Annotated in this window: 16 protein-coding genes, 1 tRNA gene and 1 pseudogene; 10 read left to right on the top strand and 8 right to left on the bottom strand. The window is 32.3% G+C overall.

Features of this window, described 5'->3' with window-relative positions:
* Nucleotides 1-42: 42 nt before the first annotated feature.
* Entirely contained in the window at nucleotides 43-1,605 is a 1,563-nt protein-coding gene (locus AC3QL1_RS06460) for a vitamin K epoxide reductase family protein (protein ID WP_492496124.1), read from the bottom strand.
* Nucleotides 1,606-1,865: 260 nt separating this feature from the next.
* Between AC3QL1_RS06460 and AC3QL1_RS06455 the strand changes: the two genes are divergently transcribed.
* Complete coding sequence (locus AC3QL1_RS06455) at nucleotides 1,866-2,006, top strand: rSAM-modified peptide (protein ID WP_492496122.1); 141 nt, start codon at nucleotides 1,866-1,868, stop codon at nucleotides 2,004-2,006.
* 37 nt (nucleotides 2,007-2,043) lie between these two features.
* Complete coding sequence (locus AC3QL1_RS06450; protein WP_492496120.1) at nucleotides 2,044-2,181, top strand: rSAM-modified peptide; 138 nt, start codon at nucleotides 2,044-2,046, stop codon at nucleotides 2,179-2,181.
* Between the two features lie 14 nt (nucleotides 2,182-2,195).
* Here the strand turns inward: AC3QL1_RS06450 and AC3QL1_RS06445 are convergent, their stop codons facing one another.
* Nucleotides 2,196-2,462: a helix-turn-helix domain-containing protein gene (locus tag AC3QL1_RS06445; RefSeq protein WP_492497538.1), complete on the bottom strand. Its 267-nt coding sequence runs from the start codon at nucleotides 2,460-2,462 to the stop codon at nucleotides 2,196-2,198.
* A gap of 142 nt (nucleotides 2,463-2,604) precedes the next feature.
* On the opposite strand from AC3QL1_RS06445, the pseudogene AC3QL1_RS06440 reads away from it, so the two are divergent.
* From AC3QL1_RS06440 to AC3QL1_RS06410, 7 genes and pseudogenes are all read left to right on the top strand, one after another.
* Nucleotides 2,605-2,667: pseudogene (locus AC3QL1_RS06440) on the top strand (hypothetical protein); the annotation flags it as partial.
* A gap of 1,441 nt (nucleotides 2,668-4,108) precedes the next feature.
* Entirely contained in the window at nucleotides 4,109-5,287 is a 1,179-nt protein-coding gene (locus AC3QL1_RS06435) for an acyl-CoA dehydrogenase family protein (protein ID WP_492496118.1), read from the top strand.
* Nucleotides 5,288-5,373: 86 nt separating this feature from the next.
* On the top strand, nucleotides 5,374-6,156 hold the full coding sequence (locus tag AC3QL1_RS06430; protein ID WP_492496116.1) for a DUF3050 domain-containing protein: 783 nt from the start codon (nucleotides 5,374-5,376) through the stop codon (nucleotides 6,154-6,156).
* 63 nt (nucleotides 6,157-6,219) lie between these two features.
* Nucleotides 6,220-6,957: an SGNH/GDSL hydrolase family protein gene (locus AC3QL1_RS06425; protein ID WP_492496114.1), complete on the top strand. Its 738-nt coding sequence runs from the start codon at nucleotides 6,220-6,222 to the stop codon at nucleotides 6,955-6,957.
* Between the two features lie 212 nt (nucleotides 6,958-7,169).
* Complete coding sequence (locus AC3QL1_RS06420) at nucleotides 7,170-7,676, top strand: GNAT family N-acetyltransferase (RefSeq protein WP_492496113.1); 507 nt, start codon at nucleotides 7,170-7,172, stop codon at nucleotides 7,674-7,676.
* Nucleotides 7,677-7,871: 195 nt separating this feature from the next.
* Nucleotides 7,872-9,167, top strand: a complete 1,296-nt coding sequence (locus AC3QL1_RS06415) for a sensor histidine kinase (RefSeq protein WP_492496111.1) — start codon at nucleotides 7,872-7,874, stop codon at nucleotides 9,165-9,167.
* 80 nt (nucleotides 9,168-9,247) lie between these two features.
* A complete protein-coding gene (locus AC3QL1_RS06410) occupies nucleotides 9,248-9,631 on the top strand; it encodes a helix-turn-helix domain-containing protein (protein ID WP_492496109.1) in 384 nt (127 codons plus the stop codon).
* Between the two features lie 431 nt (nucleotides 9,632-10,062).
* Here AC3QL1_RS06410 and AC3QL1_RS06405 read toward each other — a convergent pair whose 3' ends face one another.
* The 4 genes from AC3QL1_RS06405 to AC3QL1_RS06390 form a co-directional block, all read right to left on the bottom strand.
* Nucleotides 10,063-10,611, bottom strand: a complete 549-nt coding sequence (locus tag AC3QL1_RS06405; protein ID WP_492496107.1) for a hypothetical protein — start codon at nucleotides 10,609-10,611, stop codon at nucleotides 10,063-10,065.
* Nucleotides 10,604-11,326, bottom strand: coding sequence for a DUF3800 domain-containing protein (locus AC3QL1_RS06400; protein ID WP_492496105.1), 723 nt, complete (start codon nucleotides 11,324-11,326; stop codon nucleotides 10,604-10,606). The genes AC3QL1_RS06405 and AC3QL1_RS06400 overlap by 8 nt, the downstream gene beginning before the upstream one ends.
* Before the next feature lie 497 nt (nucleotides 11,327-11,823).
* Nucleotides 11,824-11,910, bottom strand: a tRNA-Ser gene (locus AC3QL1_RS06395).
* Between the two features lie 59 nt (nucleotides 11,911-11,969).
* Complete coding sequence (locus AC3QL1_RS06390; RefSeq protein ID WP_492496103.1) at nucleotides 11,970-12,845, bottom strand: LysR substrate-binding domain-containing protein; 876 nt, start codon at nucleotides 12,843-12,845, stop codon at nucleotides 11,970-11,972.
* 90 nt (nucleotides 12,846-12,935) lie between these two features.
* Between AC3QL1_RS06390 and AC3QL1_RS06385 the strand changes: the two genes are divergently transcribed.
* The gene (locus AC3QL1_RS06385) at nucleotides 12,936-14,168 is read left to right on the top strand and encodes an MFS transporter (RefSeq protein WP_492496102.1); all 1,233 of its coding nucleotides are present in this window, start codon (nucleotides 12,936-12,938) and stop codon (nucleotides 14,166-14,168) included.
* Between the two features lie 235 nt (nucleotides 14,169-14,403).
* On the opposite strand, the gene AC3QL1_RS06380 is transcribed toward AC3QL1_RS06385, so the two are convergent.
* Complete coding sequence (locus tag AC3QL1_RS06380; protein WP_492496100.1) at nucleotides 14,404-15,435, bottom strand: asparaginase; 1,032 nt, start codon at nucleotides 15,433-15,435, stop codon at nucleotides 14,404-14,406.
* Nucleotides 15,425-16,561, bottom strand: coding sequence for a 1-acyl-sn-glycerol-3-phosphate acyltransferase (locus tag AC3QL1_RS06375; RefSeq protein ID WP_492496099.1), 1,137 nt, complete (start codon nucleotides 16,559-16,561; stop codon nucleotides 15,425-15,427). Before AC3QL1_RS06375 ends, AC3QL1_RS06380 begins: the two co-directional genes overlap by 11 nt.
* Nucleotides 16,562-16,586 lie beyond the last annotated feature (25 nt).

The raw sequence follows: 16,586 nt of genomic DNA, 5'->3' as shown, positions 1-16,586 counted from the left end.
ATTTGAAGTGCTGTCTATCCATGCGCAAGAATACTATTAGTGCTAAGCTATTTTTTCAAGTTCTTCAACAATTTCTACCTCTTCTGCAAAATCGTTTAGAAAATATTTCAGTTCATGTAATTCATATTCATTTGGAAATAATTTATCATTTACAATTTTTACTGGTGTATAATTAAAATTATTTCTAGAGCACCAGTCGTATTGCTTTTGTATTTCCTGACTAATCATCATACTAACCGGCTCGGTATTCCATTTTTTCAACCACTTTTTAAGACCCATTTTTTTAATGTGCCAATCAGAAATTGCTTCTACAATTTTTCCCGGTGTTGCTCTGTTTATTGTTAAAAGTCTTTCGACAACAATTTTATAAGGATTCTCAACATTTTCCGGATTAACATTAAATAATATGTTCAGAAAAATTTTATCAGGATATCTCAACACCAGATCAAATGCCTCCTGAAATGTTTTATGACAATGTCCGCAACTCGGGCTTAAAATGATCGAAAGTTTAATTGCAGCATTTCTGTTTCCAAAATGCAAACCTCTCAAGTCTTCTAATCCATTTGGATTAGGTATTTTTTTGGATAAGAAATTCAGTAAAGAATAATTTCTTTTAAATTTCTTAAGCTCTTTTACATTATTATCGCTGTTCAATATGTTTTTTACGACTGGTTTTACTACTAACCAAACCGATGTTAGAAGAACCAATGAAAATACAAAAGGCAATATATTCGTCAAACTAAAACTCAATGTGAACAAATCTGAAGCAAACCAAACAATACTTTGTGAAAAGATCAGAAATGAAACTGCCAGACACATTACACACCATTTTTGAATTTCAAATTTTTGTATCCAAATTGAGGTTACAATAATTGGAATAGCCAATAAACTTAAAAAGCCTACAAAAATTGCCGAATCTGAAGGTCTTAACAAAATAGCAAGGAACGATGAACCAAAGAAAACAAGCGGTAAATCTGAAAAATTAACCCATTTGTTAGAATTACTATCAAAATTAATAACCGAACTACAAGAAGTATTTGAGGTTAAATTGCAAAACTTTGAAATAATATTGGTTTTAAAGCCTAATTTTTCCTGAACAATAAAAACACTAACAATCAATCCTAAAATTGATGTAATCAAGAACGTAAAACTAAATGCATTATATGTATTGTAGAAAATTGAAAATCCAGCTAAAATCAATAAAGGCAAATAATACTTTACATCTTTATATTCATTTTTAAAATTTTCTCCTGCAACTACATTATTAGGTTCAATTGCGACGATTACCCCATTCCAGTCTAAAAGAAAGTTATCGTATGATATTTTTTGAATTCCTTTTTTGATTGTATCTATTCGAACAAAATCTTTTGCTCTTTCTACCAAAGTCAATTCTTCTTTAAAATAAGCAAGGAAATTAGATGGTAAATTTTCGATTTGTTCTTTCGAAACTCTTACAGCTGCATTCTCCACAGATAACAAATCTAACGAGTCTGTTATTGCAAATAAGCTTGGATAGTTAGGATGAGAAAGAAACAAATCTTTGAACTCATTTTTCACCTCCGAGTACTTATTTATTTGAAGAAATTTCTGTACTAATTTTAACATCTTTTTTCGCCTTTTAAATCGTAATGACATTGCAAAGATTGTTGTTTTTATTGGAAAAAAATGCCCAAAGGCACACATTTTATTAATTATACTACATACAATTTATAAATTATATCAGTCTGAATTAATCATACAATGCATTGTATATCAAATAATTATATTAAATTTATCTTTGCAAAATATCGCAAAAGCCCATTTTCGATTAAGCGTTTTGCTTTTTGTCTAGTTTTGAAATATCAATAACCATAACACGTAAAAACATGACACGTACGACATTAAAACTAGAGGATTTTGCAGTAGAAAAATTGACAAAAAAACAACAAAAAACAGTTCGAGGAGGAGATGAACCAGAGGAAATTATCGACCCAATTAAAGGCGGTACAGGGTCTGGTAATTTATAAAATGATAGCTTAATGTATAACAAAAAGAAATACAACTATGACAAGTAAAAAATTAAAATTCGAGAATTTTAAGGTAGAAAAACTATCTGACAGTCAACAAAAAGCGATTAAAGGCGGTGACGGAGAAACGGGACCAATAGATCCAAATCAATTAAAAGGTACCGGAACACCTTAAATAAATATAGAAAATTAAATATTATTCGCAAACTGGGCTGGAGATACTCCAGTCCTTTTGCGAAATGATTTTGCAAAAGATACCGCATTTTTAAATCCTACACTTTCTGCAATTGCCTGAGTAGAATATTTACGATACATATGATTGGTAATCATTTCGTTAATAACATAATTGATTTTAAGTTCATTAGAATATTCACCAAATGATTTCCCAAATCGTTTATTAACTACATAAGATAAATAAGTGGTGTTGGTTTTTATTTTTTTAGCAACGTAAGACAAAGTAAAATCGGCATTTAAATACTCCAATTTATTTTCGAGAGCCAATAATTTTTCGACTATTTTATTCTCTTTGGCTTCATCAATACTCAAATTGACATTTTCCTTTTTAAGAAGAATATCCTCTAATTCCGGCTCTTCTTCAATTTCTACAACTACTGGATTCTCTTTTTTCTCTAAATTAGCTTTAAATTCTTCAATTAAAGCATTCATTTTTTTATGCGCCTTATTTTTATCTCTTATGTTTTTTACCAATAAAAAGACAATTCCTACTACAAGTAAAACATAAAACACTTTTAATGCTTTATTTAGCAATACTTCGTTTTCAAATTTTTTCTGAATAGTAACCATTTCATCACTGAGATCTCCAGTTCCGAGTTTGTAGTTAACTTCTAAAGCTTCATTATTTAATTTTGCTTCTGATTTTTCATAGTTATCTAAATAAATTTTAGAATGTTTATATGCTAATTCTGGCTCTTTCTTTATATTATAAATTTTAGCCAAATAATAATTTGATTTTAAAAAACTCTCATCTTTAGAATTATTGGCTCGGGAAATAGAATCTACTTTTTTCAAAAACACAAGTGCTTTGTCGTATTTTTTTATTTCATAATACAAATTACCAAGGTTATAATTGGCAATCATTATTCCTCTTTGAATATTGTTTTGTTTAGCAATAAATATAATGTCGTAATAGGTTTTTTCCGCATTTTTGAAATCCTTTTTAAAGGAATAAATGTTACCCAAACTTGTTTTAGCAGCTATTTTATTAAATGGAATATTCTGTGAGTATGAAATCGTTTTTCTATAAAAATATTCAGCAGAGTCTAACAAATACTTTTTATTTTGATTTTTCATATAACTACTTTCATATGAACCCCCTAAAGTAATATTATTGTTACTCTTTATCGTATTATATTGTTCTTTGGTATACAGATTTTCGTTTTGATCTACTACAATATCAAGTTGTCGCAAATTTTTAATTGCCAATTGATAATTACCAACTGCTTCATTCACGAAAGCAATATTTCCTTTAAATTTTACAATTTGAATAATATCTTCTAGCTGTATAGAAAGCTTCATTCCCTGCTGATAATTTTCAAGTGCTTCGCTATAATTACCCCTTTTAAATTCTATTAACCCTCCATAATTGTATAAATACGATTTAAGGCGTATTTTATCTCTGGATTCGGGCATTTTATCCAAATATTTAAAGGCCAAAAGATATTTTTCTTTGGATTTTGTAGTGTTATCTTTTAATTGTAGTAAATATGACAATGATGCATTTGCAAAAGCTAAATGCTTATTATTACTGGATTGAGCCATTTTATTGGCATATACGAAGGCGCTATCAATATTTATATTCGCATTTAGCCGAATTTTATCCTGCAAGTGTAAATATTCCTGTTCTGTTAATTCTTTCTTCTGCTGCGCAAAAGAAGCATTTAGAACAAGAAAAAGCAAAAAAGAGATGATCAGCCTCATTTATTATGTTTTTGGAATTCAAAAATAGCGCATAAATTTTCAATAAGCTACATTTAATTTGCCAATTTCCTATTAATTTTGTTTAGGGCATAGAAAAATATCACAAAACAAATCCATTTTGTTATATTTTTATTGCGTAAATTTGTTTTATAAATTACTAACAAATGAAACCAGACTTATTTCAAGCTCCAGATTACTACAACCTTGACGATTTATTGACAGAGGAACATAAATTAGTTCGCGAATCTGCCCGAGCGTGGGTTAAACGAGAAGTTTCTCCTATTATTGAAGAATACGCTCAAAAAGCAGAATTTCCAAAACAAATCATTAAAGGGCTTGGCGAAATAGGTGGCTTTGGACCTTATATTCCGGTAGAATATGGCGGTGCAGGTTTAGACCAAATTTCTTATGGTTTGATTATGCAGGAAATCGAGCGTGGCGATTCTGGTGTAAGATCTACTTCATCCGTACAATCTTCTTTAGTAATGTACCCAATTTGGAAATACGGAAATGAAGAACAGCGAATGAAGTACCTTCCAAAACTAGCAACTGGAGAATTTATGGGCTGTTTTGGTTTAACAGAACCAGATCACGGTTCAGATCCGGGAAGCATGATCACCAATTTTAAAGATATGGGAGATCATTATCTTTTAAATGGTGCCAAAATGTGGATTTCAAATGCACCTTTTGCTGATATTGCTGTGGTTTGGGCAAAAAATGAAGAAGGAAGAATTCACGGTTTAATTGTAGAACGCGGTATGGAAGGTTTTACAACTCCGGAAACTCATAATAAATGGTCACTTCGTGCCTCATCAACCGGCGAATTGATTTTTGATAATGTAAAAGTCCCTAAAGAAAACTTATTACCAAACAAATCAGGATTAGGAGCGCCGCTTGGCTGTTTAGATTCTGCTAGATACGGAATTGCCTGGGGAGCAATTGGTGCCGCTATGGATTGTTACGATACCGCTTTGCGTTATGCAAAAGAAAGAATTCAGTTTGGAAAACCAATTGGAGGAACCCAGTTACAGCAGAAAAAACTGGCAGAAATGATTACCGAAATCACAAAAGCGCAATTATTAACCTGGCGCTTAGGTGTTTTAAGAAACGAAGGCAAAGCAACAACATCTCAAATATCAATGGCCAAACGTAATAATGTCGACATGGCGATTCACATTGCCCGCGAAGCCAGACAAATGCTCGGCGGAATGGGAATTACAGGCGAATATTCGATCATGCGCCACATGATGAACCTCGAAAGTGTGATTACTTATGAAGGAACTCACGACATACATTTATTGATAACCGGAATGGATGTAACTGGAATTCCAGCATTTAAATAGTATATAATTATTAAAATATATACAAAAACAATATAAAAAGCTTCTTCTAACCGGGAAGCTTTTTATATTTGCAAAAAATTCCACAAATGAATATTGAAACTATAAACAATAGCATTCAACCACAAAAAGATCAATTATTAAAACATTCTCTTTACAATAAAATCCAAAGTATTGATGATTTACATAGTTTCTTAGAAAATCATGTCTTCGCCGTTTGGGATTTTATGTCGTTATTGAAAGCTTTGCAAGCCAAACTTACCTGCACAACTACACCTTGGTTTGCAACAAAAAATCCTGAAACAAGATATTTAATTAACGAAATTGTTCTTGCCGAAGAAACTGATCTAACAATCGACGGAAGAAGACAAAGTCATTATGAAATGTATCTTGAAGCCATGGAAGATTGCGGTGCTGACACAAGTGGAATAAACAATTTTTTATCTCAGGTACATTCCCTGCACAATATTTTTGTAGCCATAAAACAAAGTTCACTACATCCTGATGTAAAAGCTTTTCTGGATTTTACTTTTAGAGTGATCGAACAAGGAAAACCACACGAAATCGCGGCTGCTTTTACCTTTGGAAGAGAAGATTTGATTCCGAGTATGTTTACAGAAATCCTGAAAAACTTTCAAAAAAACCTTCCTGATACTGATTTAAGCAAATTGCTTTATTATTTTGAAAGACATATTGAACTTGATGCCGATGAACACGGACCAATGGCAATGCAAATGATTTCGGAATTATGCGAAGATGATGCACAAAAATGGAAAGATGTTGAAGAAGTTTCAATCCTGGCACTTGAAAAACGTATCGGACTTTGGAATGCCATTGAAGAACAAATTCTGCTAAAAACAGAAATGGCATAAAACCAAAACAATATATTTAACGTAACTATTTGTTTAGAATGAACACTCTAATTTATCCAAATTATGAAACCACAATTCAAGCAAATAGTTACTGTTATACTTTCTATCTTCCTTTTAAGCTGTAGCGCTGACGAAACAACCTCCGACAATCCTGCGCCGGCAAACCCGCCAACATCAATCACTATTGCAAGTAAAATCAAATATTTAGCATTAGGCGATAGCTATACAATAGGTCAAAGTGTTTGCGAAACCTGTCGTTATCCCGAACAGCTCAACGCAAGTTTGCAGTCCATTTATCCCCAAACAAACTTTTTATTAAAGATAATTGCCAAAACAGGCTGGACAACTACCAATCTGATGTCGGCAATAAATACAGAAAATCCCAGTTCAGATTATGATTTGGTAACTTTATTAATTGGTGTAAACAATCAATATCAGGGAATCAATTTTTCTGTTTATGAAAAAGAATTTCCCGAGTTACTTTCAAAGGCAATTGCTTTAGCCAAAGGCGATAAAAAAAATGTAATTGTACTTTCAATTCCTGATTATGCCTACACACCTTTTGGAACCATGTTTGGAGGAACAACAAAAATTTCGACCGAAATTGCACAATATAATACGTTTGCCGAAAATTATTGCAAAACAAATGGCGTAGTTTTTATCTCGATAACTGACATTACCAAAAAAGGAATTGAAGTTCCCTCCTTAGTTGCAGGCGATGGTTTACATCCCTCAAAAGAAGCTTATACCCTATTTGTCGAACGCATTTTGCCCCACGTAAAAGTGACGCTGCAGGATTAGAAATTGCTTATTAGAAGCAGAAAAATTATTTTCAAAAGACCATTTGTCCCGCTATTCACTATATCTTTTATGGCTTAACCATCATTGCGGGTAAAGCCATAAAAGGATGCCGTTTCTATCGGGGCTACAATAGGATTTTTCGTTTTTTCAAGAATTTAGGAATTTAAAAATTTACCTTTACAAGTTCACTAATCTTTAGAATTTCTTTTAAAATGCAATTTTTAAAAACTACAAATAATGATATCGATGCTGTTTTCGATATTTATAACCAAGCAACATCGTACCAGAAAACAGTCAACAACAAAAGCTGGAAAGGTTTTGAAAGAGCACTTATAGAAACCGAAATTGCCGAAAACCGTCATTTTATAATCAAAGAAGAAGATGAAATCGCCTGCACATTTGTACTTACATTTGACGATTTAATAATTTGGAAAGAAGCCAGTCAGGATCCGGCTATTTATTTGCATCGCATTGCGACAAATCCAAAATTTAGAGGACAATCTTATGTCAAAAAAATTGTAGAATGGGCAAAAGCATATGCCAAAGAAAACAACAAATCATATATAAGACTCGACACACACAGCGGAAACGACAGAATAAACAAATATTACACAAGTTGTGGTTTTACCTATAAAGGAATAAGTACTATTGAATGGACAAACGAATTGCCCGAACATTATAAAGAAGGTTCTTTTAGTTTATTCGAAATTAAATTGTAATTCTAATAGCTAAAAAACGAAACCCTCGTAAATTTATAAGAGTTTTGTTTTTTTTAATATAAGAAAAATACTATAATAAAAATTATCGTACTTCGAGTGCTTTCGCCATTTCTCAATTATAATTATACTTATTACACGTAAAAACGAAGCGGTTATATCTGGTTAGATTACATTTGGATAAATGCATGAAAAAACATGAGTAAAAAAAAGATTATTCTGCCCGAAACTGCTTCTCTTTCAGATCGAAATAAAGCAAATCGTAATGATGAATTGCTGCTGGTTAACAAAAGACTGGCGCAACAAATTGAAGAACGAAAAAAACGTTCTGCAGAACTAATCATTGCCAATGCTGAGCTTGCTTTTCAAAACGAAGAAAAAGAAAAACGTGCTGCAGAACTTAGCATTGCCAATACGGAACTGGCTTATCAAAACCAGGAAAAAGAAAAACGTGCTGCCGAATTGGTAATCGCAAATACAGAACTGGCGTATCAAAACAAAGAAAAAGAAAAACGTGCTGCCGAATTAGTAATTGCAAATACAGAATTGGCGTATCAAAATAAAGAAAAGGAAAAACGCGCCGCAGAACTGGTAATCGCCAATAAAGAACTTACTTTTCAAAATCAGGAAAAAGAAAAACGAGCCGCCGAACTTTTAATTGCAAATGCTGAACTTGCCTATCAAAATCAGGAAAAAGAAAAACTTGCCGCTGAACTTGTAATTGCTAATAAAGAGCTTACTTTTCAAAATCAGGAAAAAGAAAAACGGGCAACAGAATTAATTCTGGCCAATAACGAACTCGAAGCTTTTACTTATATCTCAAGTCATCATCTTCAGGAACCTTTAAGGAAAATTCAGGTTTTTTCTGATAGAATTTCAACAGATGAACACAATAATCTAACCGAAAAAGGAAAATATTATTTTGATCGCATAGAAGTTTCTGCTTCTCATATGCAAACACTTATCAATAATTTATTGACGTATTCCCGTACCAATGTAACAGAAAAGAAATTTGAAAACATCAATCTTAATTACATTATAAATAAAGTACTTGAAAATTTAAAAGAAGAAATAATAGCAAAAGAAGCCTTTATAGAAATATCCGGAGATTGTGAGGCTTATATAATTGCGTTTCAGTTTGAGCAGCTTATAAGTAGCTTAATTAACAATTCTCTTAAATTTTCGAAAGCCGGAATAAAACCGCATATTACAATCGAAAGCCAATATACCAAATCAAATTCTAAAGACCGTCCTTTGCCAAATGACTATTGTCACATCACAATTACCGATAATGGTATTGGCTTTGATCCTGTATTTGAAGACCGTATCTTCGAAATGTTTCAACAGCTTCACAGTAAAATGGAATATAAAGGAACCGGAATTGGTTTAACGATTGTAAAAAAAATTGTAGAAAACCACAAAGGATTTATTACTGCAACCGGCAAATCCGGCGAAGGTGCAAAATTTGATATTTATATTCCTGTAGTAATATAATGAAAACCGTATCTTACAAAAACAAGGCTGTTTTTTACTAAAATCTATTTTTCTCTAAAAATTTTAAATACCTTTGATGTATGAGCGCAACAACTAAACCATATCATATAGGGCGAAAAATAAGCCGTATTCGTGAACTTAAAGACATGAAACAAGAAGCACTTGCACAAGCTTTGGGAACAAACCAGCAAGCAATTTCGGCAATGGAAAACAGCGAAAACATAGAGGAAGAAAAACTGAAAGAAGTGGCGAAAGCACTTGGAGTTTCTGTTGAAGCCATTAAAAACTTTTCAGAAGAAAATGTGATAAATTGTTTTAATAATATTTACGATCAAGGTGTTTTTAATACAGGTAATTATTGCACTTTTAATCCCTTAGATAAAGTTGTTGAACTTTACGAACGTTTAGTTCAGGCTGAAAAAGATAAAAATGAATATTTGGAGAAATTATTAAAAGGGAAGTAAACTTTTTATAAGACATAAGTTTATACAAAAAGAGATCTCAAATTTGGGATTTCTTTTTGTGACGAAAAGCCTGCAATTTCAAAAAATGAAATTGTGGGTCTTTATTTTACAGTCATTATTTAAGCTTGTTAAGGTTTAAATTGCCTAATAATGATGATTAATTACAGTTTAAAATTAATTATGAGTATTATAAAATCTTAATAAACTACTAATTGGCATAAATATTGTAAATGAATATATATCATATTCATTTATAATAAAACTAGTTAGATGTTCATAAAGTTGACTAAAAACTTGCAAAACAAGGTGCACTTATATATCTTTGCAGAAGAATTAGTATAATTACTAATTCGATATAAAATATAAGCTCATTAACCATGTGTTAAAGGAGTGCTGAGGCTACCGATTAATTTCGTGTAGCCTCTACTGTTTTAAGGAGGTGTTACATTAAATTTACCATTCACTTTAATGTATTCATCATAAAGGTCTTGATGTTTCTGTATTTTTTTGGTACCATTAATCAGATAGAAAGTAGTAATAACATAATACTCACTTTGTTTTCCTTTATTTTTTGTTAAAACTATTTTAGAATTAGCCTGTTCACACCATAGAACTACTGAGTGTATAGGTTTTCCATTCTTGTCATGACGTAAATCCTCCCAAATTTTGACACAATTTAAATGACTATTTTCTATAATTGGCTTAACCCAACCAATTCTTTTACATCTACTTAAATCTAAATCGCGATCATCTTCAACTGGTCCTTTTGATGTGAAATGTGCAAATGTCCAATCTAAAGTTTTGTCTTTTAATTGGAATCTTTTATGAACTCTAGGTACAACATTTAAGCCGTTAAAAGTAAGTCCGCTATTCCATAAATCATTTTCGTATACTTCCAAAAGAGCTTGCTCATACTTATCATAATTACCATAATCATTAAATTCTATAAAGTCCGGTAAGGTTATAACGTGCTCATTCATTGTTATCAGTTTCATTTTTTCTAACACCTGTCCAGATAAAAGTATTCATTTTATGCTCTGAAGGAAAAGTATTTTTACTTAGAGAATAGCCAGATCTTTTTTGAATTCTTTTAACAATTTCTACTTTCCCACTATTTGTTGTTAGTCCTCTATTTACATAGCAAACTGCTCCTAGTAATAAATCGCAAAGTTGAATGAGTTCAATTTGGTCTGAAACGACTTCTTGTACACTGTTTACAATATCCTTTTTATAATCATAATTTTTATTACATAAGTACGTATGAAGTTTTGCAATTTTTTTTCGACCATTCGTGTCTTTTTTATCTAAATAAATTTTATACTTTTTACTTGGATGAAGAAGTTCACGTATTAATAAAAAATTCATCTTATAATAAAATTCATCATGATTGCTTTCATTCTTTTTATGATCGAGTGTTTCTTTGTCAATAATCACAGATCTAAATCCCAAATAATCTACATCGAAAAAATAGTTTACCAAATCCATGTAGAAGTCAATTTTAGAGTTAGAAACTTTTGTCCATTTAATTTCAAAGTTTTTTGGTAATCCATGTTTTGTTTTGTATTCCCTAATTCTTTGAAAAACCTCATCTTTTTTATCCGTCGCGCAAGACAATGCCCCTAAACCCATATATCTGCACTTGTCATTTTCTAGATGTGAACTTTCATCACAATATATACTTATACCATTACTCATAATTAAATTATACTTTTATACAACAAAAATAGTTAATTAATGTATGCTGAATGAATTATAATTAGTGAATAATTTCTTCACTTTAATCATTTTCCAACTATAGATACTAAGTATAAAATCTTGAATAAGGTAATAAATAAGAGAGTAAAGATTTCTAAAAAAGAACTACAACTTTGGATACTTCCATTACACTAAATACAATGATAAAATTCACCGTAATATCTTTAATTTTAACAGCTATTAAGAGATTCTAAAAAGCAAAACCCTCCAAACTTCTTTTTTCTACCAATGTTATCCTAAGAAGAAGTTATAGGGCTTGTTAAAATTTGAAAAAGAATCCTGTAACTTTGAATACTATTTAATTTCAATAAAAACCTAATCCTTCGTTTACAATTAAAGTTTCATTACTCTAAAATTTATTTGTCCCCTCCATTGTCCCCTAAACATAAAAAAGCCTTGCAAATTAGTAATTTGCAAGGCTTTTAATCATTGAACAGCAGAGAGGAAGGGATTCGAACCCTCGATACAGTTACCCATATACTAGCTTTCCAGGCTAGCTCCTTAAACCACTCGGACACCTCTCTATTTTGGTTTGCAAAGAACACAAAAAAAACTGAGTTACAAAAACAAAATCACAGATTACTTACATACTTTTTCTAAATTCTTCCATAAAGAGTTTTACAGCCTTTTTTTGATACGCACCTTCAATCGTTAACATAAACGAATCTCTTTGTGTAGCAACGCCTGTAATATTGATTGATTTGATATTGTTCCAGCCTTGTAAAGCCTTCTCTGTTACAATAGTAGCCCAATAATCACTGTCGCCAACCAATCGCAATAAAGCATGAACGGCGTTTAATTCTATAGAAACTTTGGGTTTCATATTGTTTTTTAAAAACAATTCATCTAGAAACTCTCGCGAATTAAATCCTTTTACAGGCAAAATAAGCGGAAGATCTTCTATTTTTTTAAACGCAATTTTATCTAAAACTGCCAAAGGATGCTCTTTTGAAACCGCCAAAACCAATTTAGAAGTAAACAATGGCTCTTTTTGAAAAGGAAGTTCAATTTCATTGGAAGAAATCACCAAAACCAAATCCAATTCGTTATTTAAAAGTTTTTGTTCCAAAGGCTCCGTAGTTCCATATTCGACCACAATTTTTAAATGCGGATAGGTTTTGGCAAACAAATTTACAACCGGCAAAACCAAAAGTCCGAAAATATAAGTTACCCCAATTCGCAATTCGCCGCCAATCATTTGGTTTAAATCGTCGATCGCCTGTTTACCGCTTTGAACATTTTCTATAATTTGTTTCGCATGAATCAGGAAAACAGAACCTGCTTCGGTAAGTTGCACTTTTTTGCCAATCCTAACAAACAAAGGCATTCCCAGTTCTTCTTCCAGTTTTTTTATTTGTTGTGAAAGTCCGGACTGCGTTACGAAACACAATTCTGCAGCTTTTGTAAAATGAAGAACTTCAGCTGTTTTAATAAAATATTCTAATTGGTAAATCTCCATATTGATAAGTTTAAATACTTATAATCAGTAAAATTATTAATTTTTCTAATGAAAACATAATCCCGAACTTTGTATAAAATATTTAAGATCATGTTTAAAGCGCTAAAATCAAAAAATTTCAAGTTATTCTTTTACGGTCAATCTGTTTCTGTAATTGGAACATGGCTTCAAAAAACGGCGGTAAGCTGGATGGTTTACAGCGTTACAGGGTCTGTTTTTTTATTGGGATTGGCGACTTTTTTAAGTATGATTCCGTCCTTGTTTCTCGCGCCTTTGGCCGGAAGTATTATTGGGCGTTATGACAGACACAAAGCTATGATTTTATTGCAGTCTCTCGCCATGCTTCAGGCCGGAGCTTTGGCTTTGCTGATTTATTTAAAAATTTACAACATCAATTTTATTCTGGCTTTAAGTCTTTTTCAGGGAATTATAAACTCTTTTGATATGACGTGCCGACAAACGATGATGATTGATATTGTCGACAACAAAGAAGATTTATCAAATGCAGTTGCCTTAAACTCCACCTTAAATAATTTTGCCCGAATCGCGGGTCCTGCCCTGGCCGGAATTATTTTGCACCAATATGGTGAAGACATTTGTTTTATTGGAAACTTCCTAAGTTATATTCCGGTTTTAATTTCATTATTAATGATGAAAATTACACCACATATTAAAGCAACCGACAAATTTAAAATACTGGAAGATTTTATGGAAGGCTGGGATTATGTTAAAAAAGAAGCCGAAATGGCGAAAATGCTTTTGATGTTAATGTGCAGCAGTTTATTCGTGATTTCTTTTAATACTTTAATGCCTGTTTTTGCGAAAGATATTTTTAGCGGAAACGCCCAAACTTTCAGCTGGTTTGAAAGTGCGGCGGGAATTGGTTCTATTTTATCCGCTATTTATCTGGCAAATCTTAAAAGATCAGACAACATGAACAAGATAATGATCGCTGCGAGCTTATTATTAGGTTTTAGCATCATTATACTTGCGTACTCAAATAGTTTAACAGTCGCGCTTATTTGTATGGCTTTGAGCGGCGTGGGAATGATGGCACAAACCTCATCTATAAACATTTACATTCAAACACAAAGTGCTGTAAATATGCGATCAAGAAGTATTAGTTATTATTTAATGGCGTATCAGGGAATGATTCCTGTCGGAAGTTTGATAATTGGCTACGTATCACATATTATCGGAACAAGAAATACGGTTGCTATTCAGGGAATTATCTGTATTATCTCTGTAATTGTGTATGTTTATTATAAAAATCGTAGTTCTGAAGAAGAATTGGGAACTGTTCCGGTTCGTTATAAAGAGTAAAGGAAATTAAATTCCAAATTTTTAAATTCCAAATTCCAAAGTAAAAGCGCAGTTGAACCATATAAGTTATATAAGAAATTATAAGTCTGGCTCAAATTCCAATTATTGGTAACTCGCATTGCTGAATCCGTACAGTTCGTTGCTCTCTGGATGTGATTTCTCGTTCCTCGAAATGACAAAACTATACAAACCGCTTCATTAAATGAACTTATATCACTTATATGGTGAAAAAAAATTAAAGCGAAATTTCTCCTCGCAATGCCGTTTCGAAGATCGTTTTAAACTCAGCTTGTGGAATATTATGTCCTAATAAATACATTAATTTTGTAATCGCAGCTTCTGTTGTAATATCTTTTCCTGAAATAACGCCGAGAGATTTTAGTTTTGTGCTGGTTTCATATTGTCCCATATTGACGCTTCCGCCGGAACATTGTGTTACGTTTACAATTTGAAGTCCTGATTGAATGGCTTTTTCAATTAAATTTAAAAACCAATCTTCCGTAGGTGCGTTTCCGGATCCGTAGGTTTCGAGAACAATTCCTTTTAAATCTTTAATGGCCAGAATCGAAGACAAAACTACTTCGCTCATTCCGGGAAACATTTTTATGATGGCAACGTGATTGTCTAATTTTTTATGGACAATAAGTTTTGCATCTTTCTTTACAGGAAGAAATAAATGTGTGTTTAGTTTAAGATGCACTCCGGATTCTACCAATTCAGGATAATTAGGCGCCGTAAAAGCTTTAAAATGTTCTGCATTTACCTTTGAACTTCGGTTACCGCGGTACAATTTATATTCAAAATACAAGCAAACTTCATTGATAACCGGCTTTCCATTTTCCTGTAATGAAGCAATTTGAACTGCCGTAATCAGGTTTTCTTTTGCATCGGTACGCAAATCACCAATTGGCAATTGAGAACCTGTAAACACAACCGGTTTTGCCAAATTCTCCAGCATAAAACTCAATGCCGATGCCGAATATGACATCGTATCTGAGCCGTGAAGCACTACGAAACCATCGTAAGTATTATAGTTTTCTTCGATAATGGTGGCGATTTTTGTCCACATTTCAGGATTCATGTTCGATGAATCTATCGGATTTTCGAAAGAAACGGTTTCAATCTCGCAATCTAATTGTTTGATTTCAGGAATGTTTTGCAATAATTTGCCAAAGTTGAAAGCTTTGAGTGCGCCGGTTGCAAAATCTTTGCTCATACCGATTGTTCCTCCGGTATAAATTAAAAGTATTTTAGCTTTAGATGACATCCTGATATTTCAATTTATTGACAACCGGATTGGCATACATGGATAAAAATCCTTGTCTGGTAACGGGATTATCGCTTCCGATACGCATTTCTAAACGACGTTCAAAAAGTGACTTTTCGCTCTCTTTATATAGATGAGAAAATTTATCGGTTTCGTTTAAAATATCGTAGGCAATAAAATTAGTTGGCCACAATTGGTAATTCTTCAAAATAGAATCATCAATTACCTGTGCCAGAGCCTGAATTTGTTTGTTTGAGTTGTCATTTTCAGCCACAATCTGATCGATTTCAGTATCCAGAACATCGCCAACAGAAATGTGTATTCGTTTTTTAGTTCCCATAATACCACTTAAAATGGTCATGAAATCTTCGTTTTTATCTTTAACGTAAACCTCGTTGTTTGCTTCTGCCATTAACTGCGGCATTTTTAAAACATCTGTAGGATCATATTCATAAGAAATAGAAACGGGAACGATTCTTAATTTTTTAAAATAATCCATTAAGTTGGCTTCGTCAGAACCCATTCCAATCATTTTTAAAACGCCTGGATTGGTTTCATCATTTCCGTCTTTGGTACGTCCTTCTCTTTGTGCAATCCAAACCGAACGATTTTCGCGAAGCAATAACTGTCCCATATATTCGGCCAGTAATTTAGAACTTTGCAGCATTTCACGAGGCGTTAAACCTCTTAGAACCAAAAAGTTTCTGTTTAATTTTGCCAAAGTGCTTAAAAAAGCTTTTTTAACCAGATTATCTCCAATTGCCGATGCCGTCATGACTAAACCATGCTCAAAAAGGCAAACATTTAATAAGGTTGTATCTAAAAGAATATCTCTGTGATTGGAGATAAATAAGTAAGAAGTGTTTTTTTCGAGTTTCTCAAATCCTGAAGTGGTAAGTCCTTCAGAGCTTTTCTCCAAAACCTTTTGAATTGTATTATAAATAAAGTTGCACTGAAAATCACGAATAGAATGTGTTTTTCTAAGTTGTTCCTTCCAAACTTCATCTTCTACTTCCGGAAAAGTAAAGTTCATCATGGTTTTCATCATCGGATGATTGACAACATCATGAAGTGCTTCATTTATTTCAGAATCATAAAACGGTCGAATGGCATCAAATTTCTGCATTAATCTCTATTTTTAGTGGGCAAAA

The organism is Flavobacterium sp. GW823-FHT04A11 (genome assembly GCF_058796535.1).
The sequence above is the reverse complement of the archived record's forward strand: the minus strand, read 5'-3'. Positions and strand labels throughout refer to the sequence as shown.

Bases quoted from the DNA above. Each gene is read 5' to 3' on its own strand.
- AC3QL1_RS06460 (WP_492496124.1), bottom strand. From the start codon at position 1,605: ATGTTAAAATTAGTACAGAAATTTCTTCAAATAAATAAGTACTCGGAG.
- AC3QL1_RS06380 (WP_492496100.1), bottom strand. From the start codon at position 15,435: ATGTCATCTAAAGCTAAAATACTTTTAATTTATACCGGAGGAACAATC.
- AC3QL1_RS06410 (WP_492496109.1), top strand. From the start codon at position 9,248: ATGAGCGCAACAACTAAACCATATCATATAGGGCGAAAAATAAGCCGT.
- AC3QL1_RS06420 (WP_492496113.1), top strand. From the start codon at position 7,170: ATGCAATTTTTAAAAACTACAAATAATGATATCGATGCTGTTTTCGAT.
- AC3QL1_RS06390 (WP_492496103.1), bottom strand. From the start codon at position 12,845: ATGGAGATTTACCAATTAGAATATTTTATTAAAACAGCTGAAGTTCTT.
- AC3QL1_RS06455 (WP_492496122.1), top strand. From the start codon at position 1,866: ATGACACGTACGACATTAAAACTAGAGGATTTTGCAGTAGAAAAATTG.
- AC3QL1_RS06435 (WP_492496118.1), top strand. From the start codon at position 4,109: ATGAAACCAGACTTATTTCAAGCTCCAGATTACTACAACCTTGACGAT.
- AC3QL1_RS06400 (WP_492496105.1), bottom strand. From the start codon at position 11,326: ATGAGTAATGGTATAAGTATATATTGTGATGAAAGTTCACATCTAGAA.
- AC3QL1_RS06375 (WP_492496099.1), bottom strand. From the start codon at position 16,561: ATGCAGAAATTTGATGCCATTCGACCGTTTTATGATTCTGAAATAAAT.
- AC3QL1_RS06385 (WP_492496102.1), top strand. From the start codon at position 12,936: ATGTTTAAAGCGCTAAAATCAAAAAATTTCAAGTTATTCTTTTACGGT.
- AC3QL1_RS06405 (WP_492496107.1), bottom strand. From the start codon at position 10,611: ATGAATGAGCACGTTATAACCTTACCGGACTTTATAGAATTTAATGAT.
- AC3QL1_RS06415 (WP_492496111.1), top strand. From the start codon at position 7,872: ATGAGTAAAAAAAAGATTATTCTGCCCGAAACTGCTTCTCTTTCAGAT.
- AC3QL1_RS06430 (WP_492496116.1), top strand. From the start codon at position 5,374: ATGAATATTGAAACTATAAACAATAGCATTCAACCACAAAAAGATCAA.
- AC3QL1_RS06425 (WP_492496114.1), top strand. From the start codon at position 6,220: ATGAAACCACAATTCAAGCAAATAGTTACTGTTATACTTTCTATCTTC.
- AC3QL1_RS06450 (WP_492496120.1), top strand. From the start codon at position 2,044: ATGACAAGTAAAAAATTAAAATTCGAGAATTTTAAGGTAGAAAAACTA.